The 25,950-nt window shown below is 68.8% G+C and carries 24 protein-coding genes and 1 pseudogene; 13 read left to right on the top strand and 12 right to left on the bottom strand.

The genetic code is table 11. The features are described from left to right. Nucleotides 1-592 precede the first annotated feature (592 nt). Nucleotides 593-1,864 (bottom strand): serine hydrolase domain-containing protein, encoded by a 1,272-nt coding sequence (locus QH290_RS16575; protein WP_425301854.1) that lies wholly within the window; start codon nucleotides 1,862-1,864, stop codon nucleotides 593-595. A gap of 47 nt (nucleotides 1,865-1,911) precedes the next feature. Beyond that, nucleotides 1,912-2,457, bottom strand: a complete 546-nt coding sequence (locus tag QH290_RS16570) for a DUF6764 family protein (RefSeq protein WP_342213287.1) — start codon at nucleotides 2,455-2,457, stop codon at nucleotides 1,912-1,914. 153 nt (nucleotides 2,458-2,610) lie between these two features. On the opposite strand from QH290_RS16570, the gene lppU reads away from it, so the two are divergent. Together lppU and QH290_RS16560 are read left to right on the top strand one after the other, a co-directional pair. Continuing rightward, a complete protein-coding gene (gene lppU / locus QH290_RS16565) occupies nucleotides 2,611-3,195 on the top strand; it encodes an LppU family putative lipoprotein (RefSeq protein WP_425303615.1) in 585 nt (194 codons plus the stop codon). A gap of 48 nt (nucleotides 3,196-3,243) precedes the next feature. Further along, on the top strand, nucleotides 3,244-4,770 hold the full coding sequence (locus QH290_RS16560) for an MFS transporter (protein WP_280383767.1): 1,527 nt from the start codon (nucleotides 3,244-3,246) through the stop codon (nucleotides 4,768-4,770). 45 nt (nucleotides 4,771-4,815) lie between these two features. On the opposite strand, the gene QH290_RS16555 is transcribed toward QH290_RS16560, so the two are convergent. Beyond that, on the bottom strand, nucleotides 4,816-5,484 hold the full coding sequence (locus QH290_RS16555; protein WP_280268919.1) for a chymotrypsin family serine protease: 669 nt from the start codon (nucleotides 5,482-5,484) through the stop codon (nucleotides 4,816-4,818). Between the two features lie 559 nt (nucleotides 5,485-6,043). Between QH290_RS16555 and QH290_RS16550 the strand changes: the two genes are divergently transcribed. The 9 genes from QH290_RS16550 to QH290_RS16510 all read left to right on the top strand — a co-directional run bounded on the left by QH290_RS16550 (nucleotide 6,044) and on the right by QH290_RS16510 (nucleotide 15,511). Continuing rightward, nucleotides 6,044-6,862 carry an MlaE family ABC transporter permease gene (locus QH290_RS16550; RefSeq protein ID WP_280268918.1) on the top strand — a complete coding sequence of 273 codons (819 nt, stop codon included), beginning with the start codon at nucleotides 6,044-6,046 and terminating at the stop codon, nucleotides 6,860-6,862. 4 nt (nucleotides 6,863-6,866) lie between these two features. After that, nucleotides 6,867-7,730 carry an MlaE family ABC transporter permease gene (locus QH290_RS16545; RefSeq protein ID WP_280268917.1) on the top strand — a complete coding sequence of 288 codons (864 nt, stop codon included), beginning with the start codon at nucleotides 6,867-6,869 and terminating at the stop codon, nucleotides 7,728-7,730. 10 nt (nucleotides 7,731-7,740) lie between these two features. Then, a complete protein-coding gene (locus QH290_RS16540) occupies nucleotides 7,741-9,231 on the top strand; it encodes an MlaD family protein (protein WP_280383764.1) in 1,491 nt (496 codons plus the stop codon). After that, complete coding sequence (locus QH290_RS16535) at nucleotides 9,228-10,256, top strand: MCE family protein (RefSeq protein ID WP_280383762.1); 1,029 nt, start codon at nucleotides 9,228-9,230, stop codon at nucleotides 10,254-10,256. Before QH290_RS16540 ends, QH290_RS16535 begins: the two co-directional genes overlap by 4 nt. After that, nucleotides 10,253-11,242: an MCE family protein gene (locus tag QH290_RS16530; RefSeq protein ID WP_280268914.1), complete on the top strand. Its 990-nt coding sequence runs from the start codon at nucleotides 10,253-10,255 to the stop codon at nucleotides 11,240-11,242. Before QH290_RS16535 ends, QH290_RS16530 begins: the two co-directional genes overlap by 4 nt. A 2-nt stretch (nucleotides 11,243-11,244) precedes the next feature. After that, the gene (locus QH290_RS16525; RefSeq protein ID WP_342213741.1) at nucleotides 11,245-12,339 is read left to right on the top strand and encodes an MCE family protein; all 1,095 of its coding nucleotides are present in this window, start codon (nucleotides 11,245-11,247) and stop codon (nucleotides 12,337-12,339) included. Continuing rightward, complete coding sequence (locus QH290_RS16520; RefSeq protein ID WP_280383758.1) at nucleotides 12,336-13,454, top strand: MCE family protein; 1,119 nt, start codon at nucleotides 12,336-12,338, stop codon at nucleotides 13,452-13,454. Before QH290_RS16525 ends, QH290_RS16520 begins: the two co-directional genes overlap by 4 nt. After that, nucleotides 13,451-14,620, top strand: coding sequence for an MlaD family protein (locus tag QH290_RS16515; RefSeq protein ID WP_425301852.1), 1,170 nt, complete (start codon nucleotides 13,451-13,453; stop codon nucleotides 14,618-14,620). The genes QH290_RS16520 and QH290_RS16515 overlap by 4 nt, the downstream gene beginning before the upstream one ends. 132 nt (nucleotides 14,621-14,752) lie before the next feature. Then, entirely contained in the window at nucleotides 14,753-15,511 is a 759-nt protein-coding gene (locus QH290_RS16510; protein ID WP_280268911.1) for a hypothetical protein, read from the top strand. Nucleotides 15,512-15,601: 90 nt separating this feature from the next. On the opposite strand, the gene QH290_RS16505 is transcribed toward QH290_RS16510, so the two are convergent. The 9 genes from QH290_RS16505 to QH290_RS16465 form a co-directional block, all read right to left on the bottom strand. Beyond that, nucleotides 15,602-16,192 (bottom strand): ribonuclease H family protein, encoded by a 591-nt coding sequence (locus QH290_RS16505; protein ID WP_280383757.1) that lies wholly within the window; start codon nucleotides 16,190-16,192, stop codon nucleotides 15,602-15,604. Between the two features lie 10 nt (nucleotides 16,193-16,202). Continuing rightward, on the bottom strand, nucleotides 16,203-16,724 hold the full coding sequence (locus tag QH290_RS16500; protein WP_280383756.1) for an SRPBCC family protein: 522 nt from the start codon (nucleotides 16,722-16,724) through the stop codon (nucleotides 16,203-16,205). A 127-nt stretch (nucleotides 16,725-16,851) separates the two neighbouring features. Beyond that, nucleotides 16,852-18,036, bottom strand: coding sequence for an L-2-hydroxyglutarate oxidase (lhgO, locus tag QH290_RS16495; RefSeq protein WP_280383755.1), 1,185 nt, complete (start codon nucleotides 18,034-18,036; stop codon nucleotides 16,852-16,854). A 24-nt stretch (nucleotides 18,037-18,060) separates the two neighbouring features. Then, complete coding sequence (locus tag QH290_RS16490) at nucleotides 18,061-18,762, bottom strand: hypothetical protein (protein WP_280383754.1); 702 nt, start codon at nucleotides 18,760-18,762, stop codon at nucleotides 18,061-18,063. Between the two features lie 395 nt (nucleotides 18,763-19,157). Further along, nucleotides 19,158-19,982 (bottom strand): TIGR03084 family metal-binding protein, encoded by an 825-nt coding sequence (locus QH290_RS16485; protein WP_280383753.1) that lies wholly within the window; start codon nucleotides 19,980-19,982, stop codon nucleotides 19,158-19,160. Nucleotides 19,983-20,070: 88 nt separating this feature from the next. Then, a complete protein-coding gene (locus tag QH290_RS16480; RefSeq protein ID WP_280383751.1) occupies nucleotides 20,071-21,426 on the bottom strand; it encodes a DUF445 domain-containing protein in 1,356 nt (451 codons plus the stop codon). 97 nt (nucleotides 21,427-21,523) lie between these two features. Next, nucleotides 21,524-22,528, bottom strand: a complete 1,005-nt coding sequence (locus QH290_RS16475; RefSeq protein WP_280383749.1) for a zinc-binding dehydrogenase — start codon at nucleotides 22,526-22,528, stop codon at nucleotides 21,524-21,526. Then, complete coding sequence (locus QH290_RS16470; RefSeq protein ID WP_280383747.1) at nucleotides 22,438-22,692, bottom strand: hypothetical protein; 255 nt, start codon at nucleotides 22,690-22,692, stop codon at nucleotides 22,438-22,440. Before QH290_RS16470 ends, QH290_RS16475 begins: the two co-directional genes overlap by 91 nt. Continuing rightward, nucleotides 22,662-23,090 (bottom strand): VOC family protein, encoded by a 429-nt coding sequence (locus tag QH290_RS16465; RefSeq protein WP_280268902.1) that lies wholly within the window; start codon nucleotides 23,088-23,090, stop codon nucleotides 22,662-22,664. Before QH290_RS16465 ends, QH290_RS16470 begins: the two co-directional genes overlap by 31 nt. A 234-nt stretch (nucleotides 23,091-23,324) precedes the next feature. Between QH290_RS16465 and lon the strand changes: the two genes are divergently transcribed. Next, the gene (lon, locus tag QH290_RS16460; protein ID WP_425303616.1) at nucleotides 23,325-25,718 is read left to right on the top strand and encodes an endopeptidase La; all 2,394 of its coding nucleotides are present in this window, start codon (nucleotides 23,325-23,327) and stop codon (nucleotides 25,716-25,718) included. A 55-nt stretch (nucleotides 25,719-25,773) separates the two neighbouring features. Further along, nucleotides 25,774-25,845, top strand: a pseudogene (locus QH290_RS16455) (proteasome activator); the annotation flags it as partial. Nucleotides 25,846-25,950: the final 105 nt, after the last annotated feature.

Raw genomic sequence — 25,950 nt, 5'->3', positions numbered from 1 at the left:
GGCCACCGCCAGGTGGTCGGGGCCGTGGGGGGGGGCCCCCCCCCCCAACGCGCCCGCCCTGCCTTCCCCGGGGGCGCCGGGGGGCGCGGGGCCCCCCGCCCTCGACCCGGACCCCGGGCCGCCACGCCGGGCCGGTGCCCTCGCCCAGTAATTCGTCCACCGTCGAATCGCGAATTACGGTGCCGTACCGGCGAATTCGGTCACCATGGAATGCGGGCGCCATTGTCGCGCGGTCGCGCCGATGCCGGGTGCCGCGGGCGAGAATAAGCGACGCCGAACCGACCAGCGGCTCAATGGGATTCGGCAGCGGTGGTTCCAGGATATCGACGGGGGCCCGCAACAATTCCCTTGTGCCCGAACTCGTTCCAGTGAACAGCGCGGCACCGAATCCGGGAAATCGGACGAAGAACGGATCTCCCTCCCGGGCGCGCCGCCATCGGAAATACCGGTCGAAGTCGATCCCGGCGCACAGCGCATGCAACAGCGTCAGCCGCGGCACCCGCGGCCCGCCGTCCGTCGCTCCTGCGCCCATACAAATCGATACGATCTGCGGGGCCGCGCGGTTCGACATCCGCGCCCCGGCGCTGCCGGTCTAGGGCAGGGGCAGCATGGCGGCGGCGTGTGCCATACCGGCCAGTCGCGCCAGCCGACCGTCGCCGATCGTGGTCAGCGAATTGCCGAGCCGGTTGGTGACGAACGCGACCGCGACGCCCGAATCCGGATCGGCGAAGGCGCCGGACCCGCCGACCCCGTAGTGGCCGAACGCCTTTCGCGGCGGGCGGCGCGAGAGCATCGGGGGCCGGTGGTAGCCGAGCGTGAACGGGGTCGGCACGCCGAGCACGTAATCGCGGTGGTCGGTGCGTTGCAGCCGATTGACCACCGCGATCGTCTCGGGCCGCAGCAGTGGCGTGTCGTGGGTGGCGTGGGCGGGTGCGTCCGCGGCGAGCCGTCCGCCGTTTGCCAGCGCCCCGTACATGCGGGCCAGCGCCCGCGCCGAGAACACCCCGTTGAACCCGGGCATCACCGCCCCGTGCACCCGCGGGTCGACGATCAGCCGATCGAGACCGGCGGGCATCCCGGCCTCGGCGACGCCGCTCAGCGCGCGGGAGCGGGCGAGCACGGCGGACGCGGTGTCCCATCGCATTCCCGGCACGCGCAGCCGCGGAAAGGTGCGGGCGATGCGGTGCCGCTCGGATGCGGGCACCCGATACCAGAATTCCTCGGTCCGCAGCGGTTCGGCGATCTCCCGGCGCAGCACCTCGGTGAAGTCGTCGCCGGTCACCCGCTGCACGAGCTCGGCGATCAGCCAGCCGAAGGTCACGGCGTGATAGCCCGACGCCTGCAGCCGCCGCGGATCGGGCTCGGCGGCGGCCAGGGCCGCCACCATCGCGTCGTAGTCGAGGATGTCGTCGAAGGCCGCGGCCAGCCCCCGCACGCGGTGCAGTCCGGCGCGATGCGCGAGGACGTCGCGGACGGTGATCGTGTCCTTGCCGTGCGCGGCGAATTCGGGCCAGTAGTCGGCCACCGGCGCGTCGTAGTCGATCAGGCCGCGCTCGGCGAGTCGGTGCAGCAGGGTCGCCGCCACGCCCTTGCCGGTGGAGAAGCTCAGCGCCACGGTGTCGCGCTGCCACGGCCGGTCCGGCGCCGCCCAGCCCGCCCACACGTCGACCACGGGACGGCCGTGCAGGTAGACCGCGAGGGCGCCGCCGCCGCGCGCTGGCCGGGCGAACATGCGGAAGAACCTGTGCACGACGGGTACGAAGCGCGGATCGATAACCATCTGCGCTGTTCCCGGGCCGGATTCGCCGCCGGAATGCGATATTTCGGGATTCGGCGTTCCCGGATCAGGCGCTGTCGTGACCATGTGCCGCCCTCCTGACGCCGCTGCGTTGCGGCAGATCCTGTTCGTCGTCAGGGTAACGCGGACGACGCGGTGCGCCAGAGCCCCACCGGTGTCGCCAGGCAGCCGTTGCCGCTGAGCGAGTCCCAGGCCAGTGCCGCCGACCCCAGGCAGACCACCGCGTGTTCGTGCGAATCCAGTTGCGCCCGAGAACCGCTCATCGCCACCGTGATCCCGACCCGGTCTCCGCCCGGCGTGGCACCGAGCGAGGTCAGCGCGTAGGCATCGGGACCCAGCCCGATCGCCACCGGCAGCCCGCTCACGCCTTCGCTGGCCCCGATTCCCCCGGATGCGCCGACGCCCAGGGCTGTCGCCCCCGCCGCGGCCTTCGCGTAGCCGACACCGTCCAGACCGGCGGCACGGGCGTGGCCGGAGTCGGCGGCGGCGCGGCAGGCGGTGCGGCCGTCGACGATCGTCACGTCCCCACCGGCGGTGGAATCGCAATGCACATCGGTTGCCGAGGCGGTCCCCGCGGCGCCGGCACATACTCCGGCCGCTGCCGCCGAGCACAAGATTGCGCTGATCAGCTTCACGGAGCACTCCCTTCGGACCGACATCCTCACCATACTCAGATCGTTTGCTGGAACGCCCGATCCGGCGCCGACGCGCGGCCGGTGGTGACGTATCACACCACCGCGGTGGTGCGCGGCACGATGATCGACCGTTAGCATGACCCGCGATCGGTCAGCGGGACGGTTCGGGAGGATGCCTTGTCACGTGCGGTGATAGCGCTGCGAATCGTCTTGCCCGCGTTGGCGATTGCCACGGCCGCCGCCTGCGGATCGACCGTGGAAGGAACGCCGCGCGCCGCCGACGGTACCCCGTCGCAGGCCCCGCCCACGACCACCTCGGGAAAGGCGCGGCCGACCACCACGGCTCCCAGCACCGGCGGCAGCGTCGACTTTCAGGCCGAGATCGGTGACTGCGTGAACCTGGGCGGCACCGATCAGGACGCGACCATCGAGAAGGCGGGGTGCGGCAGCCCCCGGTCGAACTACCGGGTGATCGGCAAGGCGCCGACCTCCGGCCAGTGCGTCTCCGATGCCGACAGCGTCTACTACGAGCAGCGGCGCGGCAAGGAAACCGGCGCCCTGTGCCTGGATCGCGACTGGGTGGTCGGCGGGTGCATGGATATCGGCGGCGACGACACCAAACGGGTGGACTGCGGCGGCTCGGCCGTGGAGGGCGTGCGGGTGCTGAGCATTCTGCAGAACACCGACAGCATCGTTGCCTGCAACAGCGACGGATTCGTCTACGACCAGCGCCGATTCGTGGTCTGCGTACAGGACATGTGACGAATCGAAATCCCGCCGCTCGGCTCGGTTCGCCGTAGCGTATGGCGGGTGAGTACCACGGAGCTGCCCCGGCTGAGCACGGCGACGGGCCGCTGGATCGTGCTGGCCACCGTCCTCGGCTCGTCGGTGGCCGCCTTGGATGCGACGGTCGTCAACATCGCGCTGCCCCGCATCGGCGAATCCCTGCACACCGGCGTCTCCGGCCTGCAGTGGACGCTGAGCGGATACACCCTGACCTTGGCCTCGTTCATCCTGCTCGGCGGCTCGCTCGGCGATCGGCTCGGCCGCCGCCGGGTCTTCGTCTGGGGCACAATCGGTTTCGCCGTGGCCTCGGTGCTGTGCGGCGCGGCGGTGAACATCGAGATGCTGGTGGTCGCCCGCGTCCTGCAGGGCGTGGCCGGGGCCCTGCTCACGCCCGGCAGCCTGGCGCTGATCTCGGCCTCGATCGATGAACGCGATCAGGGTGCGGCGATCGGGCTGTGGTCCGGCTTCGGCGGTATCGCCGGTGCGCTCGGCCCGTTCCTGGGCGGCTGGCTGATCGAGCTGGCGGGCTGGCGCTCCATCTTCCTCATCAATCTGCCGCTGGCGGCGGTCGTGGTCGCGGTGGCGGTGCGGCACGTGCCGGAGAGCCGCGATCCGGACGCCTCCGACCGGCTCGATGTGCCGGGCGCGCTGGTGGTCGCGGTCGGGCTGGGCGTGCTGACCTTCGGGCTGATCCAGGCATTGCCGCTGCTGACGGTGGCCGGTCTGGTGCTGCTGGGGGTCTTCGTCGCGATCGAGCTGCGCAGCGACCATCCGCTGGTGCCGCCCGCCCTGTTCACCGGTGCGCCGGTGGGGGCGTCGGCGGCGGGTCGCGATCCGCGCTCGGGTCGCATCTTCACCGCGGCCAATCTGGTGACGCTGGCGGTCTACGCCGCGCTGGGCGGGGTGTTCTTCCTGCTGGTGCTGCAATTGCAGCAGGTCGCGGGCTACTCGCCGCTGGTGTCGGGCGTGGCGACCCTGCCGGTCACCGTGCTGATGCTGCTGCTCTCGGCACCGGCCGGGCGGTGGGCGCAACAGCACGGGCCCCGGCTGCCGATGACGGCCGGACCGCTGCTGGCCGCGGCCGGGGTGCTGCTGTTGCTGCGCATCGGGCCCGAATCATCGGGCGTGTCGGGCTATCTGCGCGATGTGCTGCCCGGCGTGGTGGTCTTCGGCCTGGGTCTGTCCGCGCTGGTCGCGCCGCTGACCGGGGCGGTGCTCGGCGCGGTGCCGCCCGGCGAGGCCGGGATCGCCTCGGGGGTGAACAACGCCGTGGCCCGCACCGCCCAGCTGCTCGCGGTGGCCGCGCTGCCGGGCCTGGCCGGGATCTCCGGGTCGATCGAGGACGCCGCGTCGCTCGATCACGGATTCACGGTGGCGATGCGGATCTGCGCGGGGCTCTTGGTGGTCGGCGCCGTGCTGGCGGCGGCACTGCTGGGCGCGCGCCGCCGCCCGCGCGAGGTGGAGGTCACCGTCGACTGCCTGCCGAACTGCGCCGCGGTCAGCGGCCCGGCGGTACAGCCGAGCCTGTCCGAAAGGACAACGGACAACTGATATCAGGTGTCGAGCCTCGATATGCGGTTCGTCCGCCGACGGCGGTCAGATCGGGGCGAAGCCCGCGCCCGCCCGGCCGCGTCCGTTCATATCGTCCATGATGGCGGTCATGTTGGTGCCGACCTCGGGGCCGAAGCAGGCCACGGCCAGGTAGGCGTTCACCATGGCGACCAGGGTGGATCCGACCACCACGGGCGCGCCGGAATCGCCCTCCACGACGCACATCTGGGTCCACGTCTCATCGGTCTGGAAGATGTCTCCCCAGGTGATGCCGCAGGTGTTGCCGGTGGTCCGGCCCTCCTTGCAGGCGATCATCGGGAACTGCGCGGGCGCGCCCAGGCCGGTGATCGTGACATTGCCGATCCGGTTGACCGGGACGACCTTGCCGGGCTCGAATTCGATGACCGCGTAGTCCAGGTCGTGGTTGGAATAGGCGAACCGGCCGATGACCCCCGCACCGCGGTCGTGCTCCGACCACACCTGCGAACCCGCCTCGCCGCAGTGCCCCGCGGTGAGCCCGACCAGCCGACCGGCGCCGTCGCGTCCGATGGTGGTGACGGTGCATTCGAACTGGTTGTCGATGATGATCCCGGAGCCACCCCCGATGACGACGCCGGGATCTGCGTGCGCGACTCCCGCGCCCGTCCCGAGCAGCGCCGTACCCAGGACGACGGCACAGGCGGCCTGAGCCACCCTGGCGAGTTTGTTGAACATGTCCCTCCAGACGTCGGAAGCCCGCACGATATCAGCCTTGTAGTACTACATCCTGTCAGTATTCGGGCCCAGGCGCGCCTTGTACGGGCGCCCCGTGTGCCGGATCGGGGTCGATCCCCGCGCCGTTACGGCGGGGTCGGGCGGGTCCGGGTTTCCGTGTCGTGACCGGCGCGTCGCGGTGGGCGACACCCGGGTCGCGCTGACCGTCGCGCGGGCGCCCGCGCGGATACGCTTGTGAGGATTTCGCGACGAGTCTCGATTTTCTACTAATTTAATCCGAGAAAATAATTCGGCGAGTGACGGAGTTGGTCACCGGTTCAAAAACTGTAACTCGTTCTAGAACGGTGCCGGTCTCATTGTGATTCGCCCCAAGGGTATGTCGCCCATCACAGCCATATGACAGGCGTGATCTGGGTCTATGACCGTGGCCACACATTGTGGTGTGTTTTTTCTAACTCCGTAGTAAGGTGCGTCAGGCAAACAGTCGTCGGGGCGGGTAACCGGCGTCGAGAGGGGTTAGTCAGTGCAGTTCACCAACAGTCCGCCGGCAGGGTCACGGATGAGTGGGGCGGTCGATTGGACCAAGGCGTACTGGCAGGACCATCCCAAGCGCTCGCTCGAGACCTTCGGCCGTCAGATCACCATGGGCATCGCGGCCGTCGCCGAGTTGTTCATCGCCATCTTCCGGCGCCGGTTCCCGTTCGGTGAATTCGTCCGGCAGTGCGCCTTCATGGCCTCGGTCGCGGCCGCGCCCACACTGCTGGTCGCCATCCCGATCGGCGTCATCGTCTCGATCCAGGTCGGCTCGGTGGCCGGGCAGGTCGGTGCGACCTCGTTCATCGGTGCCGCCAACGGCCTGGGCATCATTCAGCAGGGCGCCCCGCTGGTCACCTCGCTGATGATCGCCGGCGCCGTCGGCTCGGCGATCTGCGCCGATCTGGGTTCGCGCACCATTCGCGAGGAAATCGACGCCATGAAGGTGATGGGCGTCGACCCGCTGCGCCGGCTCGTCGCGCCGCGGCTGGGCGCGGCCATGCTGGTATCGGTGCTGCTGTGCGGCTTCGTCGTATTCGTCGGCTTCGTGACCGGCTATATCTTCAACGTCTTCGCCCAGAACGGCACGCCCGGCTCCTATATCGGAACGTTCTCCTCGTTCGCCGTGGTCGCCGACCTGCTTGCCGCACTGGTGAAGTCGCTGATCTTCGGCCTGCTCGCGGCGATCATCGCCTGCGATTCCGGGCTGAATACGCGCGGCGGCCCGGGTGGCGTCGCCAACTCGGTGAATACGGCCGTGGTGCTGTCCGCGGTGATGTTGTTCGGTGTGAATCTGATCATCACGCAGATCTACAACACCCTGTTCCCCTCACAGATGGTCTGAGTCGGTGTCGTCAACGTATGTACCGCCGCTACTGCGGCCCTTCCAGCGGATTCGGTCGTCGGCCGGCGCCCCCCGCGACTGGCTGGCGCGGATCGGTCACCAGGTCTTCTTCTTCCTGCGGTCGATCGGCTCGATGCCGTTGGCGTTCAAGCACTATCCGAAGGAAGTGTGGCGCCTGCTCTCGGATGTCACCTGGGGCAACGGCAATATCATCGTCGGCGGCGGAACCATCGGCGTGGTGCTCATCCTGAGCGCGTTCGGCGGTATCACCGTGGGCATCCAGGGCTACAACTCGCTGGATCTGCTGGGGCTCGGGCCGATCACCGGCGCGGTCTCCGCCTTCGCCACCACCCGCGAACTCGGGCCGATGCTCGCCACGGTGGCATTCGCCTCGCAGGCGGGCTGCCGGTTCACCGCCCAGCTTGGCGCCATGCGCATCTCCGAGGAGATCGACGCGCTGGAGTCGCAGGCCATCCGGCCGCTGCCGTATCTGGTGAGCACCCGCATGATCGCCGCGATGATCGCGATCGTGCCGCTGTACTGCCTGGCGCTGCCGTTCGCCTACATCTCCTGCTCGCTGACCGTGCAGCTGGTCGGCGGCACGGCCGCGGGCACGTTCCAGCACTACTTCTACCAATTCCTGATCCCCGGGGACGTGCTGTGGTCACTGCTGAAGGCCATGGTGTTCGTGGCGATCACGACGTTCATCCAGTGCTACTACGGGTTCTTCGCCTCCGGCGGCCCCGAGGGCGTGGGTGTGGCGGCCGGTCGGGCGATCAAGCTGTGCATCATCGCCGTGGTCTTCGCGGACCTGTTCATCACCTTGGCCGTGTGGGGTATCAACCCCGGCATCAGGATTTCCGGGTAGGGGGCAGACGATGATCATCGATCCGAGTGGCCGCGGACCGACGATGCGGCAACTGCTCATCGCCGGTGTGTGCGGGCTGGCGGTCTTCGCCTTGGTGCTGGCCTTCCTGATGGCCCGGTATCAGGGCAAGATCATGCATCCGAAGGTGGATGTCGTCGCGAATATGACCACGACCGGCGACGGGCTGCCGGAGAACGCCGACGTGAAGTTCCGCGGCGTGCTGGTCGGCGTCGTCAAGGATGTCTCGGTGGCGGCCAAGGGCGAACTGCAGCAGGTGAATATCGAGATGAAGCCGGAGTACATCGGCGACATCCCGGCCAATGTCACCGCGCGCGTGATCCCGAGCAACCTGTTCGCGGTCACCGCCGTCGAACTGCTCTACAACGGCCCCGATACGGCGTCGCTGCACGAGGGCTCACAGATCCCCGAGGACCGCAGCGAAGGCACCATCGCGCTGCAGGACACGCTGACCACGGTCCGCGCCATCCTCAACAAGATCGACCCGATGCAGCTGGGCCGCGTGCTGAGCACCCTGTCGTATTCCCTCGAGGGCACCGGCCGCGTGCCCGGTTCGACCGTGGAACGCCTGGACAACTGGCTCACCCAGGTGCGCGCGGCGGTGCCGAACGTGGACCAGACCTTCGACGACTTCTCCGCGTCGTTCCACGCGCTCAATCAGTCGGCGCCGGAACTGATGGGGGTGCTGGCGGATTCGGTGAAGACCGCGCAGACCGTCGTCGACAAGCGCCAGCAACTGGTCGACCTGCTGGCCGGGACCTCCGGCACCGTCGACAAGGTCAACGCGCTGTTCGCGCGCAACCCCGACCTCGGCAAGGAGATCACGGTCGGTACCAGCGACATGTTCGGTGCCATGTCCGACAACCCCGAGGCCATTCCGCAGGCGATCGCGAGCCTGAACAACTCGGTTCGCGCCCTGGCCAGCACCTTCCACTGGGGCCCGCAGCGGCAGATGGTCTGGAATATGGGCATCACGTTCACCCCGTACAAGCCCTACGACCGGTCGGACTGCCCGCGCTACGGCGAGGTGGCGGCGCCCAGCTGTGCCACCGCTCCCGCGGTGGCCGAACTGCCGCCGCTGCCGGACTCGATGAAGCCGCGCGCGCTGGACGCCGCGCAGGGCCTGCCGCCCGCCGCGCCGATGCCGGGCCTGCCCGACATCCTGGGTGCCACCACCGGTCAGCCGGAGGTCCCGGCCGCGGCCCCGGCTCCGGCCAACCCCTTCGCGAATACCCCGCTGGGTGGCCTGTTCGCACCCTTCTTCCCGGGCGCCCCGGCTCCCGCACCGGCGCCCGCGCCCGCCGCGAGCGACGAACCGGCCCGGCATCCCGCCGCCGGTCCGATCGCGGCCGGCTCCTACACCGGAGATTCCGCCATCAGCGCCCTGCTGGGCCGCAAGCCCAGCACCGCTGAGTACCTGCTGCTGAGCTCGATCCTGAGGGGTGGAACCTTGCAAGTGACCGAAAGCGGTGCAGGCCGATGAGCATTCGTAAGCCGCTGATCGGCTTCACGATCTTCGCGATCGTGTCGGTCCTGGTGACGGTCGTCGTGTGGAATACCTTGGCGCGCAGCGTCGCCGGTTCCACCAACACCTACACCGCGACCATCAGCGACGTGCTGGGCCTGCGGGTCAACGACGACGTCCGGATGGCCGGGGTGCGCGTCGGCAAGATCCAGAAGATCGAACTCGACAAACAGCACGATGCCAAGGTCACCTTCGTGGTGCAGCGCAACCAGACGGTGTTCGGCAATACCAAAGCCCTTGTGCGGTACCAGAACCTGATCGGGCAGCGGTATCTGGCGCTGGCGCCGGGCACCAAGGGCGATGCGGTGCCGCTGAAGAACAACGGCTCGATCCCGATCGATCAGACCGAGCCGTCGTTCGATATCTCGGGTCTGCTCAACGGTTTCCAGCCGCTGTTCGATGTGCTGCAGCCCGAGCAGGTGAACAACCTGTCCAATACGTTCATCATGGCGCTGCAGGGCGACGGGGTGTCGCTGAGCACCTTCCTGACCCAGGCCGCGGCCCTGGCGGGGGACTTCCAGCGCCGCGACGCGATCCTGGCCGATGTGATCACGAACCTGTCGGCCACCATGCAGGGCCTGGCCAAGCGGGGCGACGAATTGGAGACGCTGGTGACCCAGACCCGCGCGCTGATCGGCGGGTTGTACGAGCAGGGCCAGTCGCTGCAGCAGTCCACGGTGCAGATCGCGGACGCGACAACGGGATTGGTCAACATGGTCGGCAACGTGCAGCCGAAACTGGCGACCGCGCAGCGCTCCACCCGGGACGCGCTGACGCTGCTGCTCGACAACGGCGCCAAGCTCGACCAGGCCGCCGTCGACCTCCCGTCCATCCTCTCCGATATCGGCCGGTTCACGCAGAACGGCGCCCACGCCGATGCCTACCTGTGCAGCCTGGACGTCTCGCTGTACAACATCCTGCTGCCGCGCGGTCTGCTCACGCAGATCGGTGGCCACTCCCACTCGGCGGTGTGCCGGCCATGATTACCAGGATCAAGAACCGTTTCAACGGCAACCGCTACTTCTGGCTCGGCATCATCGGCGCGGCGGTGATCGTCGTGCTGCTGATCGCCTCGACGGGCTACAAGCGGCTCGGCGTCGGTGACCACGACATCAAGGTCGAGTTCGCGCAGGCGGCGGGGCTCAAGGTCGGCGACAGGGTCAATGTGTCCGGGGTTCCGGTCGGCCAGGTGTCGGGCGCCAAGATCGAGGGCGACCACGTCCTGATGACCCTGCAGGTCGACAACGACGTGAAGATCGGTCCCGACGCCAAGGCGTCGATCAAACTGTCGACGCTGCTCGGCAACCGCTACGTCGCCCTCGACCCGGGCGACGGCTCGGGCGTGAAGGGCAACCGAATTCCCAAGAGCAACACCGCCGTTCCGTACGACGTCCTCGGCACCGGCACGCCGAAGCTCGAGGGTCTGGACACCGAGAAGCTGGTCGAGTCGTTCAAGGTGATCGGCGATCAGATGAACGGTTCCCCGCAGCTGACCGCCCAGGCGCTCGACAGCGTCGGCGCCCTCGCCAAGACCATCAACGACCGCCGCGACCAGGTGGATCAGCTGCTGAAGGATCTGGATCGGGTCACCACCATCCTGGGCGACAACCGCAACAGCGTGCTGCTGGTGATCACCCAGGGGCAGGCGATCGCGGGCCGGGTGATGGAGCGCCAGGCGCTGCTGCGGCAGCTGCTCGACAACATCGCGGGCCTGACCAGGCAGCTGCAGGAGATCGGCGCGGAGAACGAGGGGCAGCTCGGCCCGACCATCGAACAGCTCAACACCATGGCCGAGGGCCTGCAGAAGAACAAGGACAACCTGGATCGGATGCTGGAGATCATGCCGGTGTCGTTGCGGCAGTTCAACAATGCCTTCGGCAACGGCCCCTACGGTGAGGTCGGCGTGCCGTGGCTGTTCCCCGACAACTGGTTGTGCTTCGCCCGAGTCATCGAGGGGTGCCAGGGATGAGAATGATCAAGCCCCGGCTGCGGGCGGCGCGGGCGGCCGCGATCGGCGCCGTCGCCTTGGCGGTGGGCAGCTGCTCGCTAGTCCCGACCGACGTCCAGGACGCGGTCGGCGCGACCACGCACATCACCGCCGACTTCCGCAATATCGCCGGGATGTACGAGAACAACCCGGTCATGGTGCTCGGCCTGCAGGTGGGCAAGGTCGACAAGATCGTGCCCAAGGGGATGTACGCCGAGGTCTTCATGACCATCGACGGCAATGTGAAGCTGCCGAAGAACGTGACCGCGTCGCTGATGACGAAATCCGTTGTGACCGACCGGCATATCGAGCTGAGCCCGCCCTACACCGGCGGGCCGGAACTGCCGGACAGGTCGCATCTGACCGTCGAGCAGACGCGCACCCCGGTCGAGCTGGACACGGTGATCAAGACCATCGATCAGTTCGCCGCGGCGCTGAAGCCGCCGCCGGGCAGCACCGAGGGGCCGATGTCGGGCACCCTGCTGTACGACATGGTCAACGGCCAGGGCGAGAAGATCCGCGACACCCTGAACGCGCTGTCGGGTGCGCTGAAGGTGGGTGTGGACAACAAGGACGCGGTGTCCACGATCATCATCAAGCTCAACGAGCTGACGACCATGCTGGCCGAAAACGACCAGTCCGTGCGCGACTTCAGCAATCAGGTCACCCAGATGACCTCGCTGCTGGCCGAGCAGTCGCCGGGTCTGCAGGCGACGCTGACCCAGATGAACGACTTCCTGAACAACACCAGCGGCGTGTTCAACGAGTATCAGGATCAGCTGGCCTCCAGTTTGACCGGGCTGACCGCGGTCACCGATCAGCTGCGCGCGAACGCCGCGGGGGTCACCGAGGTCGTCGATATCTCGCCGCTGCTGCTGCAGAACCTGGACCGGTCGATGGACCGGCAACGGCGCTTCGTCCGGCTGCACGGCGTGATCGGCAGGTCGCTGTCGGGCGAGATCGTCAGCCTGTTCTGTGAGCGTATCCAGATGCGCGCGGACGGCTGCCGAACCGGCAAGGTCGAAGACCTCGGTCCCGATCTCGGATTGACCGCGGCACTGATGGGAATGACGAAATGATCCCGAAACTCTTGTCACGCAGGAGGTTTCGCCGAGCCCGGCGTACCACGGTGGTGTTCGCCGCCGCGGCCGCCGTGCTGGCGGTCCCGGGCTGTGGCCTCACCGTGGACAAGGTGCCGCTGCCGAAGCCGGGACCCGGCGGTGACACGTACACGGTGCACGCGGTCTTCACCAACGCGCTCAACCTGCCCGATCAGGCCAAGGTGAAGATCGGCGGTTCGGACGTCGGTGTGGTCACCAATATCGCGACCAAGAACTACCAGGCGATCGTCGATCTGAACATCCGCAAGGATATTCAGCTCCCGAAGAACTCCACCGCCGAACTGCGCCAGGCCACTCCGCTCGGCGACGTCTTCATCGCGGTGGCCATGCCCAAGACGCAGCCGGGCACCGACCTGCTGCGCGACGGCGACACCCTTCCGGTCCAGCAGACCTCCGCCGGCGCGACCGTCGAGGAACTGCTGCTGTCGGTCTCGACGCTGTTCAACGGCGGCGGCCTGGCGGCGCTGACCAAGGTGACCGCCGAACTGGACTCGATCGTCGGCGGCCGCCCCGAGCAACTGGCCAGCCTGCTGCGCCAGATGACCAGCGTGACCACCACGCTGCACGCCAACAGCGAGCGCATCGACAGCACCATCAACGGTTTCGGCGCGCTGGCCAGCACCATCGAGGCGCGGCACAACGAACTCGGCCAGGTCGCCGATACGCTGCCCTCGATGATCGGCACGATCGCCGAGAACAACAAGCAGATCGGCGACCTGCTGACCAAGGTGTCCACCACCAGCGCCGCCCTCGGCGACTACGCCAACACCACCTCGGACCAGCTGTCCGACCTGCTCGACAACGTGCACAAGCTGATGGGCGCCCTGGCACAGACCCGCAACGACTTCGGTCCCCTGCTCGACGCCATGCACGACGTGCGACCCGCCGTGGACGCGTCGTTCAAGGGCAATACCCTCGCGGTCGCCGCGACCCTGACCAATCTCGACATCGGGTTGATCACCGACCCGGCGCACAGCAAGTTCTACGATCTGCGCGATGCCCAGGACATGGTGGGCAGCCTGATCCAAGTGCTGCAGATCGTGTACGGGCGAGTGACGGGGGGCCACCGGTGAACTGGTTGAAGCGGCACAAGCTGCTGGTCTCGAGCCTGGGCCTGGTCGTCGCCTTCGCGATCGGCGCCTCGTATCTGCTGGTGAGCGTCATGCGGGTCAACCCGCTGCAACGCACCTACACGGTGACCGTGAGCCTGGATCGCTCCGGCGGCCTGCAGCCGGGCAACGACGTGACGCTGCGCGGATACCGGATCGGCAAGGTCAACTCCATCAAGCTGACCGACCACGGCGCCGCGATCGCCGCCGAGGCCGAGATCGACAGCAAGTACCACATTCCGGTCGACACCCGGGTCGCGGTGCAGGCTCTGTCCGGCGCCGGTGAGCAGTACGTCGACTTCCGGCCGGAGACCGATCAGGGGCCGTTCCTGGCCGACGGCGCGGTCCTCGAGTTCGACGCGCAGCGGGTGACGACGCCGACCCCGGTGTATTCGGTGCTCGACAACGCCAGCACGTTCATCTCCCAGATCGATCCCGATCGCTTCAACACCATCCTGACCGAGCTGGACACCGCCCTGTCCGGTGGGCCGGATCAGATGCGCAGCATGATCGACGCGCTGAGCCTGGTGAGCGCGGGCCTGGACAATCTGCTCCCGCAGACCACGAATCTGCTGGCGAACCTGCGCACGATCGCGTCCACGACCTCCAACGCCCAGCCGGACCTGAGCACGCTCACCAGCAATTCGCAGACGCTGTTCAACCAGTTCAACGGGGCCAACGAGGAACTGCGCACGATCCTGGACAACGCGCCGGTGCAGATGCAGCAGCTGGGGGCGGTGCTGGACAAGACCGCCGATCCGATCACCAGCCTCGCGGCCAACTTCGCGGCGATCACCAAGGCCGCGCAGCTGCGCAAACCGGCCCTGCGGGCGCTGTTCCCGTCGCTGGTCATCGGCAGCTCCGCGATGGGCGTCCCGGCGCACGACGGCGAGTTCCATACCATCGTGGATATCTGGCCGCGGCCGTACTGCCAGTACAGCAACACGCCGACCGCGCCCTATGTGGTCCAGGACGGCACGCTCCCGAAGTGGAACTACTGCACGAACCCGCCGCCGGATCAGCAGATCCGCGGTTCGGCGAACGCGCCGCGGCCCGATGTGCCCAACAACGGCGCGCAGATGCCGGAGGGAGCCGATCCGAACGATCGGACCCCGCCGCCGATCCGGTGAGCGTGGCCCGCGGGGCGGCAACACCGCCGCTGCGGGCATACTCGCTGACAGAACCCGTCCGGCCCGCGTACGGCCGGGCCGATCCGGCAATTCGGTGTGCCCGAGCACGCCGGGAAAGTGACACATCAGTTCATGTCCGATGAAGACGCTGCCAAGGACGAGACGAATACCGGTGCCGAGGCGGCAGCCAAGGCCGATCGGCCGCAAGACAGCACCGACGCGGATGTGACGGCGAAGACCGAGGCTGCCGAGACCAAGGCCGCCGCGGACAACTCCGCGGAACCGACCGTGAAGCAGGCGACGCAGGCGGCTCCGGCCGATCGGTCGCGTGGTGGGAGCCCGAGCTGGCTGCCGATCGCGGCGGCATTCGCTGCGGGTGTGCTGCTGGTGGCGGCCGTCACCGCGGTGGTGGTGTTCTGGATGCAGGCCGGTGACCGCGGCGACCAGCTCGACGCGCGCGACGAATCGACGAAGGCGGCCTGCGATTTCGGCCGACAGGTCGGCACCTACGACGCGAAGAACTTCGACGACTACGTCAAGCGGGTGAAGGACCGGTCCACCGGCGACTGGGCGACACAGTTCGACGCCGCCTCCACCGCGCTGAAGGACATCACCACCCAGGCGCAGGCCCGTTCGGGCGTCGACGAGATCCACTGCGCCTGGGAGTCGGGTGACGACAGCAAGGCCACCGTCATCATGCTGATCACCCAGAACCAGTCGAAGGCGGCGACCCCGCAGCCCCAGCACATGACCATCGGCGTGGTCGCGACGATGGAGAAGAAGGACGGCAAGTGGCTCGCCTCGAGCTTCCAGTCGCCCATGATGAACGACATGGGCCCGATCCCGGCCCCGGGCGGCGACCAGGCCCCCGCCCCGCAGCCGGGCGGCTAGCGGGTGATGCCTCCGGCGGTGGGGCCGATCCACCACCGCCGGAGGTTTTCACGCCGGTCGCTGCGGGTCGGATAGAGACAGCGGCCGGGGTCAGAAGAGGGTGAAGGCTTCCGCCTCTTCGGGGGTTGTGCGCGACTTCTGTTGTGCGGCGGGCTTTTTCGGCGCTGGGGCGCCGACCGGTACCGCGGTGGCCGGCTCCGCCACCGTCAGCGGGGGCAGGTCGGCGATGCCCGAGGGGGCGGCGTCTGTCGCCGCGGCGGCCGCGCGCGCCGCCTCACCGGCGAGCTTGTCGGCCTGCTCGTTGAAATAGTTGCCGACATGCCCACGCACCCAGCGGAATCGGACCGGGCCGGGGCGGGTGGCGATGTGGTGATCGATGTGCCGGACGAGTTCGACGTTCTTGACCGCGCCGCCGGTCGAGGTCTTCCAGCCGTTGAGCCGCCAGCCCGAAATCCATTCCGAGGCGCACTTGATCGCATACAGCGAATCGCTCTCGATGAGCAGCGGTTCCGCACCGGGATGCGCGACGATCGCCTCGAGCACCGCGCGTAGCTCGGCCACCTGATTCGTGCCGCTGGCGGCGCCGCCGCTGGCAGAACTGCCCTGATGACCGACCCAGGCCCAGCCGATGGCGCCGCCCGGGTTGCGGAGGCAGGATCCGTCGGTGCTCACGATGATCATGGTCGGTACCCTACGCAATCCGGCCGACAAGATCGGTGTCGTGGAATTCCTCGATCCGCCTGCGCAACCGCGATTCGCTGCGCCGCACCGCCGACCGCACGACGGCGTCGACGAGCCCGCCGCACAGCCGCCCCGCCAGGCCGCGCGGTGAGCGGTAGTCGGCCTCGGAGGTGAGCGCCGAGCGGCCGTAGCCGAGCGGGTCGAAGCGCAGCGTCAGGGTGCCCAGGGCCGGGACCGGTGGCGCGGAGTGCGAATGCGCAGGCGCCACCTTCCCCGGCCGGCGCCTGCGCAGTGTGTATCCGAGGACCGCGTGGTGGCGGTATTCGGTGATCTCACACTCGACCGTGGGGCGCCACATCCCTAACCGGAGGGTGGTGGTGAACAGCGTTCCGGGCCCGAGGCCGGGCTCGCCGACCGGCTCGAACGCTGCGACACCGAACATCCAGTTCGGCACGAACACATGGTTGTTCGCGTAGGTGAACGCGACCTCCACCGGCGCACCGACGTCGCTCGCGTACCTGATGTGGCCCATAGGCATACTCCCTGTTCCACGGCTGCCGATAAAAGTACTACAGAAATCCTCTTTAATGAATGGGTATCGGCAAATCGGTGGAAATCGCACTGTCGGCCGGAAATCCGCTGTGCCGCAGGCTGATAGATCAATTGTCCAATCGCGTGACGATGTGGTCGGCGATCGGGAGCGCGGACGTGGCCGCCGGGGAGGGTGCGTTCAGGACGTGGATCGAGCGCGCGGTGCGCTCGATCAGGAAGTCGTGCGCCAGTGTGCCGTCGGGCAGCACGGCCTGGGCGCGGATCCCGGCCTCGCGGGGCAGCAGATCGCCGATCGTCAAGCCGGGGCAGTACTTCCGGCATTCTGCCAGGTAGCCGCGCCGGAACAGCGAATTGCGCAGTTCCCGCACCCCGGTTCGGGCATGGGCCGCGGCCACCCGGTGAAAACCGCGGTAGCCCAGCACATCCCGGACGTCGCGCAGTGCGATGCTGCCCTTGCGGTAGCCCTCGCGGGACAGGCCCAGCACCGCGTTCGGGCCGACGGTCAGCGCGCCGTCGATGGTCGGGCTCAGGTGCACGCCGAGGAACGGCAGCCGCGGATCCGGAATCGGATAGATCAGCGTCCGCACCAAACCCGCACGCTCGGGCGGCAATTGGTAGTACTCGCCGCGGAACGGGACGATCCGCAAATCGACCCGTAGCCCGGCCAGCCGTGCCAGCCGATCCGCCTGCAACCCGGCACACACCACCAGCCGCCGCGCCCGCCAGCTCCCGGCCGGGCCGGAAATCGTTACCGCGTCCGAATTCTCGTCGATCGCCGTGATCTCCGCGCCGAGCACGAGCGTGCCGCCGGCGGCGCGCACGTCCTGCGCCAGCGCCTCGGTGACCCGGGTGAAGTCGATGATGCCCGTATCGGGCACGAACAGCGCGCCCACGCCGGTGACGTGCGGCTCGCGCCGAATCAGTTCGGCGGCATCGATCTTCTCCACCGCGCTGCCGTTGGTGATCGAGCGCTCGTGCAGCGCGAGCATACGGGCGTGCTCCGCGGCGTCGGTGGCCACCAGCAGTTTTCCGCACACCCGGTACGGAATGTCGTGTGCGGCAGCGAATTCCTTGGTCCACCGCGCGCCGCGGCGGCAGTACCGGGCCTTGAGGCTGCCGGGCTCGTAGTAGATGCCGGAGTGGATCACCCCGCTGTTGTGCCCGGTCTGATGCGCGGCCAGCGTCGCGGCCTTGTCCACCAGCACCAGGCTCGCGCCGGGACGAGACTCGAGAATCCGGTGCGCGGTCGCCACTCCGACGATCCCGCCCCCGATCACGCAGTAGTCGTACACGCAGGCAGTCTCACACAGCCCGGGCTACGTCGTCGCTACACCGGAGTCCTGCGGTGTGCCCACGGAATCGGTATCCGGCGTCTGCACCGGAGCCGGGCGGGCGTGGCGCTGCACCTGGACGTCGTGCTGTCCGAGCAGCGGATCCGACATCGCCACAGTGACCTCGCCGCGCCGCGTGTCGAGGTCGGTGCGGAATCGGGTCACGTCGTCGCGGGAGTTGTCGCCCGGCCGCCGGACCAGGGCCGTGAACACATTGGTGTCCACCGTCATCGAGATCGAATCCGGCCGCGGGGTGGTGACGTTCGCGCCCACGTACGTTCCGCCGAGCAGCCCCAGCCGTCCGTTCACGCCGGTCGGTGCGACGGTGGCCGGTGTCGGTGCGGTGGGCACCACGGCGCGCTCGAGCCGCTGGATCGCCTCCGGCGGTTCGGGGGCCGGTTCGACGGGCGGCGGTAGTGCGCGGGATTCGGCCCTGAGTCCGACCACGCCGACAAAGGCTGTGCGGCTGGGTGATTCGGGCGAACTCGGATTCGCCTCCCCGGCCGGGGCGGCGATCGGTGCCGCGGGTTCGGGGGCGGGCCGATGGGTGGACTCGGCGATCTGGTTGACGATGTAGGTGCCCGCCGCGACGGTGAGCCCGATGCTCGCCATACCGGCGAACACGATGGCGGTGTGCTGGAGGATCTGGGCCGTGCGACGGTGCGTCGCCGGGTGTTGCGACATCACGGTGCGTTCCTTTCCCTCTCCCCTGGGTCCCCTGCCCGCGTCGACCCGCACCGTTGAAAGTCGTACGCACGTCCAGGTTACTGTGCCGCCCGGTACGTTCCCGGGAGGTTGCGGTCAAGATCACAACGCCCGCCACGCAGTAGCGGTTCCCGAGGCGCCAATTCCGGCCGGACATGTGGCAATCGCCGCTGTTGGCATGCGATTTCCCGGACATCGGGGACAACAGGGAAATCTTGTATAACCGGTGTTTCCAGTCGAGAACACCTGGGTAAACACTCTCTTAGCTGGCGGAGCGTCCGCTTCGACTGCCATCTGACAAACTTCCGGCCAACGGCGTCCGGTCGGCACAGGCACGGCGCACCCAAAGTTGGCGCCCGTCAGCTCTCAGCTTCGTGTCAGGCGAATTGTCCTGCGGCGCGGCCAGGCCCGGAGGGTCCCGCGAAGGCCTGCGCGATGGTGAGCCAGTCCGCGGCGTCGTCGCCGATCGTCGTGAGCGCCAGGTCGTCTCGGTGGCGGCGTTGCGTTACCAGCAGGCAGAAGTCCAAGGCGGGGCCGGTGATTCGCTGCGCGGCATCCGCCGGTCCCCAGGCCCAGCTGTCTCCATCCGGCGCCGTGAGTTCGACGCGGAATTCCTCGGCGGGTGCGGTGCGCCCGTGCACGAGATACGCGAAGTTCCTGGTGCGCACGCCGATATGCGCGATATTGCGCAATCGCGAGGTCGGGGCGCGGACGACGCCGAGTGTGTCCGCCACGTCCTGTCCGTGTGCCCAGGTCTCCATGATCCGGGCGCTGACCATCGAGGCCGCGCTCATCGGCGGTCCGAACCACGGCAGTTTCACCCCGGTGGGCAGGGCGCGCAGGGCCTCGGCGAGGGCGACCCGGCCCCGCCGCCAGCGCTCGAGCAGATCGGGTGCGGTGGCCTCGGCGGCCGCCGCGGCGGCCTCGTCGACGAAGGTGAATGCCTTCGCGGCGGGAGCGACGGGCCCGGAGGAGGCAGACTGCTCGGCCGCCCGCACCAGGTCGGCGAATGCCTCGGCGTCGGTGGCCGATACCGTGGCGACCTCGTCGGTCCAGGTCAGGTGGCCGATCTGATGGGCGATGGTCCACCCGTCGGCCGGGGTATCGCGCTGCCAGTCGGCCTGGGCCAGCGGTGCCACGATCTCGTCGAGGTCGGCGCACTCCGCCAGGAAATCCCGCAGCAGCGCATCCAGGTCCGCCATCGTGTCCTACCTCCCACTCGCACGCCACCGCGCCGGACCAGCATCCCAATCGGACCGAAAAAATGCAAGCACGCGTGCTTGTTATTGGCTACCAGCCGAACAGCACCAGGTGCACGCCGCCCACGGCCAGGCCCAGTACCGCGCCGTGCAGATACAGCAGCCAGGCGTCCTGCTCCACCGAGGCGTAGAACATCTCCATGAACTCGCCCGGGGTGAGCTGTTTGAGCTTGCGGGCGGCGAACTCGTCGATCTTCTGGGCCTGCTCCTTCGCGAAGACCTCGTCCTCGACCAGGCTCGGCGCCAGGCCGACGGCGGCCCCGGCGGCGCCGACCTTGAGATTGTCGAACTGGCGGCGGCCGAACGCCGCGCGCACCACCGAGGTGCTGCGGCCGAGCTGGCGGTGGATCTCGTCCGCGATCAGGTGCTCGATCAGCTGGCGGGTCTTGTCCCCGTTGGGTCCGTCCAGCAGCTCCTCGGCCAGATTCGGCAGCGTCAGCACCTGGTAGGCGAGGATGTGGGCGAGGTCGGTGGCGGCCTGCGGCTGCCGCTTGGCCAGCAGCGCCTGCTTCCACAGGTATTTGTAGCGCGGCTGCGGATCGCCCGGTTCGAACACCATCTTGATCGCGATGACATTGACGATCACGCCGATCGCCGCGGCGGCCGCGAGGATGACCAGCCACGCGGGGACCCACCCGAGAATCGGAATGTTGTGGTGCACCTGCAGATACAGCGCCAGCAGCACGCCGAACGGGGCGCCCAGCAGGCCGATGCGCACCATGAAGCGCAGCTCCGGGGCGGCGATCGTGGTGGTGAGGTCCTTGAGGATGTGCGGGTTGGCCTGTAGGAACCGGATCACGAAGCTCTTGATGTCGATGAGCTGATCGACATTGTCGCCGAGCCGCTCGAAGCCGCGCCGGGTCAGATCCGGCAGCTCGCGCTCCACCCGCTGATAGAGGATCTGCCGGGCCGGGCGGGGCACCGCGCGCCACAGCTCCGGATTCTCGCGGTACATCACGTCGTCGACGATCGGCTGCACCTGCTTGCGCGCCACCTCCGCGATGTAGTCGGCGATGCCCTCGAGGTCGAGTTCGTGGATGAAATCGCGGGGACTGCCGATCCGCATGATGGCCATATCGACGCAGATGCTGGCCATCTTCTCCGCGCGTGCCGGGATGAAACCCTGGAAGCCCAGCCGCTTGCCGTCGCCGGAGAAGGTCGGCAGCACCTGCACCCGACGCGGGAAGTACGGGTACAGCAGCGGCAGGCCGGGAATCCGGATGCCGCGGAACAGCAGCGGCCAGAACAGCATCAGCACGCCGGTCCAGTTGGTCAGCCAGCCGGCGATCGCGCTGAAAATCGGAAAGGTCACCAGATCCACGACGAATTTGGATTGACCGGTCAGCTGTTCCCAATCGATGAACACCCCACCGGCCAGCGTCGTCATCGTGCGGGTCCCCCTAGAGCCGATGGTGAGATGTCGGGACTAGAACATTCTCATCGGTTCCGATCAAGTGTCAACGCGGGGGTCGGTGCGAAGGGGGTCAGGGCTTCAGCACGATGCGAATCGGGTTGCCCTGTTTGGATTCCAGCGCGTGTACCGCCTTCTCCGCGTCGGCCAGGGGCATGACGGCGCTGACCGAGCGGGCGAAGTCGATGCGGTGGCGGCGTTGCAGCTGCACCAGCTGGGTGACGTGCTCGGGGGTGGAGCCGTAGTGCCCGCGCAGCTGCTGCTGGAAGAAGCTGAACGCGGTGCCGCCGGTGATGGTGATCGGCTTGTCGGTCAGGCCGACCAGCACCAGCCGACCGGCCGGGCCCAGGCACACCACGGCCTGCTCGCGCACCGCCTCGACCCCGGCGAAGTCGAATGCGGCGGCCAGCCCGGTGCCGTCGGTGGCCGCGTAGATCTTGCCGCGCAGATCGGGTTCGGCCGGATCGAAGGCCAGGTCGGCGCCGAGCTCGAGGGCGCGCTGCCGCGCCGCCGGAAGCGGGTCGACCGCGATGATCGGCGCCGCGCCGACCAGTCGCAGCAGCTGCACGCCGTGCGCGCCCAGCCCGCCGACACCCCAGACACCGACCGGTTCCGCCGGGCGGACCTGGGCGGTCGCGGTGATCGCCGCCCACGGCGTGGAGACGGCGTCGGGGATGAAACATGCCTGCTCGAAGGGCAGGTCGTCCGGGATCGGGACCAGGGTGTCGACGCGCGCCAGGCTGTACTCGGCCCAGCCGCCGTCGTAATCCACGCCGCGGGTGAAGACCTGGCCGCTGCGCTGCTCACCGGCCTGCAGCAGCACCCGGTCGCCGACCTTCGCGGAGGTCACCCCCGGCCCCAGCGTGTGCACCGTGCCCGCCACCTCGTGCCCCAGCGTGACCACGTCGCCGTTCAGGAACAGCGGCGTCAGCATTCCGTCGATCAGATGCACGTCCGACAGGCACACCCCGGCCGCCTCGACCTTGATCAGTACGTGGTCCGGACCGGGCTCGGGCACCGGCACGTCGTCCAGCCGTAGTCGGCGGTTCGGTCCCAGGTGCAGTCGTCCTGCCAGCATCGGCCCAGCTCCTCGTCGTCCGGCGAATCCCGTTGGGCGCCATCGTAGTCCCGCGACGTGCTGTTCCGGGCGTACGGCCACGCCACCGGCAGGCCGAGCACCTCGGTCGGCACGCGCACCGCCGCCGCGGCGGTCAGCTCGGCAGGAAGTACACGACCTCCCACAGGTGCTCGTCCGGGTCGGCGAAGTAACCGGCATAGATCCCCCACGGCCGTTCGGCCGCGGTGCGAACGAGGGTGCCGCCCGCGCGCCGAGCCTGCTCGAGAATCCGATCGACCTCCTCCCGGCTCTCGACGAACCAGCCGAGGCTGAACGGCGAGCCCGCGATGCGTTCCGGCGCGATCTCCGCGTCGAGCGCGAGGTCGGTGCGCGAGTAGAGCGACAGCAGCAGGCCGCTGCCGAGGGTGAACATGGCGACCGCGCCGCCCGGTTGTCCCGCGCCGCGCGCGAACTCGGTCCCGATGATGCCGGGCGTCGACAGTCCGAGTCCGTCGCGGTAGAAGGCGAGGGCGCGGTCGAGATCGCTCACCCCGAGGGTGACGGCGTTGATCTGGGGCGTCATATGCCCAGTCGATCATTCGCGGCCGGTCGTGGTCTTGAACGAAACGGACAGAGAACCGTTTCGCCGGGGGCGAACATCGGGCCGGAACAAGATCCGGGAGACCGGGGTTGAGTAGGTGACGCTCAACCCTGGATGAGAAGAGTTCCAGGGCACGCTTTGGAAGGGGCTGAATCAGTGAGTACCCCACAACGTCTGCCGGTGCTGTTCCTGACCGACCCGGTCGTGCTGCCGGGCATGGTCGTCCCGATCGAACTGGACGAGTCGGCCCAGGCCGCCATCGACGCAGCGCGCGCCGCGAATCTGGAGTCCGTGCTGCTCGCGCCGCGCCTGACCGAGGGCTACGCCGCCTACGGCGTGGTCGCGACCATCGAGCAGGTCGGTCGGATGCGCGGCGGCGCCCCGGCCGCGGTCCTGAAGGCCGAGCGCCGCGCCCGGATCGGGCACGGCGTGACCGGACCCGGCGCCGCGCTGTGGGTCGAGGCCGAAGCGGTCGAGACCCCGGAGCCCGACGGCCGCACGAAAGAGCTCGCCGCCGAATACAGGAAGCTGGTCGTCTCCGTCCTGCAGCGCCGCGAGGCATGGCAGGTCATCGACGTGGTGAACCGGCTGACCGATCCGTCCGCGCTGGCCGATACCGCGGGCTACGCGCCGTACCTGTCCGACGAGCAGAAGCGGGAACTGCTCGAAACCCCCGATGTCACAGCGCGTCTGACCAAGCTGATCGGATGGACCACCGACCACATCGCCGAGGTCGAGGTCACCGAGAAGATCAGCGAGGACGTGCGCGAGGGCATGGAGAAGTCCCAGCGCGAATTCCTGCTGCGCCAGCAGCTCAACGCGATTCGCAAGGAGCTGGGCGAGGGCGAGCCCGACGGCGCCGACGACTACCGCACCCGGGTGGAGAACGCGGACCTGCCCGACGGCGTGCGCGAGGCGGCGCTGCGCGAGGTCGACCGGCTCGAGCGCGGCAGCGATCAGAGCCCGGAGACGGGCTGGATCCGCACCTGGCTCGACACCGTGCTGGACCTGCCGTGGAACGTGAAAACCACGGACTCGACCGATATCTCGGCCGCCCGCGCGGTGCTGGACGCCGATCACCACGGCCTGGATGAGGTGAAGGACCGCATGGTCGAGTACCTGGCGGTGCGGGCCCGCCGCGCCGCGCGCGGCCTGGAGGTCGTCGGCGGCCGCGGCTCCGGCGCGGTGCTGGTGCTGGCCGGGCCGCCCGGCGTCGGCAAGACCTCGCTGGGTGAGAGCGTGGCTCGGGCCCTGGGCCGCAAGTTCGTTCGCGTCGCCCTGGGCGGCGTGCGCGACGAGGCCGAGATCCGCGGGCATCGGCGCACCTACGTCGGTGCGCTCCCCGGCCGCATCGTGCGTGCGGTCAAGGAGGCGGGATCCATGAATCCCGTTGTGCTGCTGGACGAGATCGACAAGGTCGGCTCCGACTTCCGGGGCGATCCCGCGGCCGCGCTGCTCGAGGTGCTGGATCCGGCGCAGAACCACACCTTCCGCGACCACTACCTGGATCTGGACCTGGACCTGTCGGACGTGCTGTTCATCGCGACCGCGAACGTCGTGGAGACGATTCCGGGCCCGCTGCTGGACCGCCTGGAGCTGATCACGGTCGACGGCTACACCGAGGACGACAAGGTGGCCATCGCCCGCGACTTCCTGGTGCCGAGGCAGCTCGAGCGCAACGCGCTGACCGCCGAGGAGGTGTCGATCACCGAGGAGGCGCTGCGCGAGATCGCCGCGAACTACACCCGGGAGGCGGGTGTGCGGCAGATGGAGCGGTTGATCGCAAAAGCCTTGCGCAAGGCGGCGACTCGGCTCTCCGAGGGTTCGCTCCCGGCGGCGCAGGACGCCGGTGGCGCGCAGGTCGTCGACCTCGGTTACGACTCCGAGCTGGGCTACAACGAACCGCTGATCGAGCCCGAAACCTTCGGTGCGCCTACGCCTTCCGAGCGCCTGGTCATCGGGCTGGGCGACCTGACCGACTACCTGGGCCGCCCCCGGTTCACCCCGGATTCGGTGGAGCGCACCGCCGTTCCGGGCGTGGCCACCGGCCTGGCGGTCACCGGCGCGGGCGGCGACGTCCTCTACATCGAGGCCAACGCCGCCGAGGGCGAGCGCTCGCTGACCCTGACCGGTCAGCTGGGCGATGTGATGAAGGAATCCGCGCAGATCGCGCTGACCTATGTCCGCTCGCACCTCGAGGAGATCGGCATCGAGCCGAAGATGCTGGACCGCAACATCCACATCCACTTCCCGGCGGGTGCGGTGCCCAAGGACGGTCCGTCGGCGGGCGTCACCATGGTCACTGCCCTGGTGTCGCTGGCGCTGGATCGGCAGGTGCGCGGGGACGTCGGCATGACCGGCGAGGTCACGCTGAACGGCCGGGTGCTGCCGATCGGCGGCGTGAAGCAGAAGCTGCTTGCCGCGCAGCGGGCCGGGCTCAAGACCGTGTTCATCCCGGCTCGCAACGAGCCGGATCTGGACGAGGTCCCGGCCGAGGTGCTCGCGGCGCTGGATGTCCGTCCGGTCGCCGATGTGGCCGACATCCTGGCCTACGCCATAGAGCCGGTCGCCGAACCGGCCTATGACCGGCCGCTGGCCGCTTCGGCCTGAGTCGTCGCGCTCGGGGGGGCCGCCCCCCCCCGGGGGGGGGGGCCCCCCGGAATAACGGGCGGCGCCCCTCGACGACGCCAGCCGCAACCGTCTCAAGGAGATCCACCAGACCTCCGTGCGCGAGCTCCTCCTCGAGCGGCGGGCCGAGCCGCGTGACGACCAGATCGCAGTCGATGTAGGTGCCGGTGCGCTCGGACAGCGCGCGATAGCAGGCGGCGATGCCGGGCCGGGA

It is taken from the genome of Nocardia wallacei, from assembly GCF_029869545.1.
GTDB lineage: Bacteria > Actinomycetota > Actinomycetes > Mycobacteriales > Mycobacteriaceae > Nocardia > Nocardia wallacei_A.
Note: the sequence above shows the minus strand (reverse complement) of the source record. Positions and strands in the feature narration are given on the sequence as shown.

Excerpts from the sequence above, each read along its gene's own strand:
- QH290_RS16575 (WP_425301854.1), bottom strand. The coding sequence starts at position 1,864 with ATGGTCACGACAGCGCCTGATCCGGGAACGCCGAATCCCGAAATATCG.
- QH290_RS16570 (WP_342213287.1), bottom strand. The coding sequence starts at position 2,457 with ATGTCGGTCCGAAGGGAGTGCTCCGTGAAGCTGATCAGCGCAATCTTG.
- QH290_RS16555 (WP_280268919.1), bottom strand. The coding sequence starts at position 5,484 with ATGTTCAACAAACTCGCCAGGGTGGCTCAGGCCGCCTGTGCCGTCGTC.
- QH290_RS16550 (WP_280268918.1), top strand. The coding sequence starts at position 6,044 with ATGAGTGGGGCGGTCGATTGGACCAAGGCGTACTGGCAGGACCATCCC.
- QH290_RS16540 (WP_280383764.1), top strand. The coding sequence starts at position 7,741 with ATGATCATCGATCCGAGTGGCCGCGGACCGACGATGCGGCAACTGCTC.
- QH290_RS16535 (WP_280383762.1), top strand. The coding sequence starts at position 9,228 with ATGAGCATTCGTAAGCCGCTGATCGGCTTCACGATCTTCGCGATCGTG.
- QH290_RS16530 (WP_280268914.1), top strand. The coding sequence starts at position 10,253 with ATGATTACCAGGATCAAGAACCGTTTCAACGGCAACCGCTACTTCTGG.
- QH290_RS16525 (WP_342213741.1), top strand. The coding sequence starts at position 11,245 with ATGATCAAGCCCCGGCTGCGGGCGGCGCGGGCGGCCGCGATCGGCGCC.
- QH290_RS16520 (WP_280383758.1), top strand. The coding sequence starts at position 12,336 with ATGATCCCGAAACTCTTGTCACGCAGGAGGTTTCGCCGAGCCCGGCGT.
- QH290_RS16510 (WP_280268911.1), top strand. The coding sequence starts at position 14,753 with ATGTCCGATGAAGACGCTGCCAAGGACGAGACGAATACCGGTGCCGAG.
- QH290_RS16505 (WP_280383757.1), bottom strand. The coding sequence starts at position 16,192 with ATGATCATCGTGAGCACCGACGGATCCTGCCTCCGCAACCCGGGCGGC.
- QH290_RS16500 (WP_280383756.1), bottom strand. The coding sequence starts at position 16,724 with ATGGGCCACATCAGGTACGCGAGCGACGTCGGTGCGCCGGTGGAGGTC.
- QH290_RS16485 (WP_280383753.1), bottom strand. The coding sequence starts at position 19,982 with ATGGCGGACCTGGATGCGCTGCTGCGGGATTTCCTGGCGGAGTGCGCC.
- QH290_RS16480 (WP_280383751.1), bottom strand. The coding sequence starts at position 21,426 with ATGACGACGCTGGCCGGTGGGGTGTTCATCGATTGGGAACAGCTGACC.
- QH290_RS16475 (WP_280383749.1), bottom strand. The coding sequence starts at position 22,528 with ATGCTGGCAGGACGACTGCACCTGGGACCGAACCGCCGACTACGGCTG.
- QH290_RS16465 (WP_280268902.1), bottom strand. The coding sequence starts at position 23,090 with ATGACGCCCCAGATCAACGCCGTCACCCTCGGGGTGAGCGATCTCGAC.
- lon (WP_425303616.1), top strand. The coding sequence starts at position 23,325 with ATGGTCGTCCCGATCGAACTGGACGAGTCGGCCCAGGCCGCCATCGAC.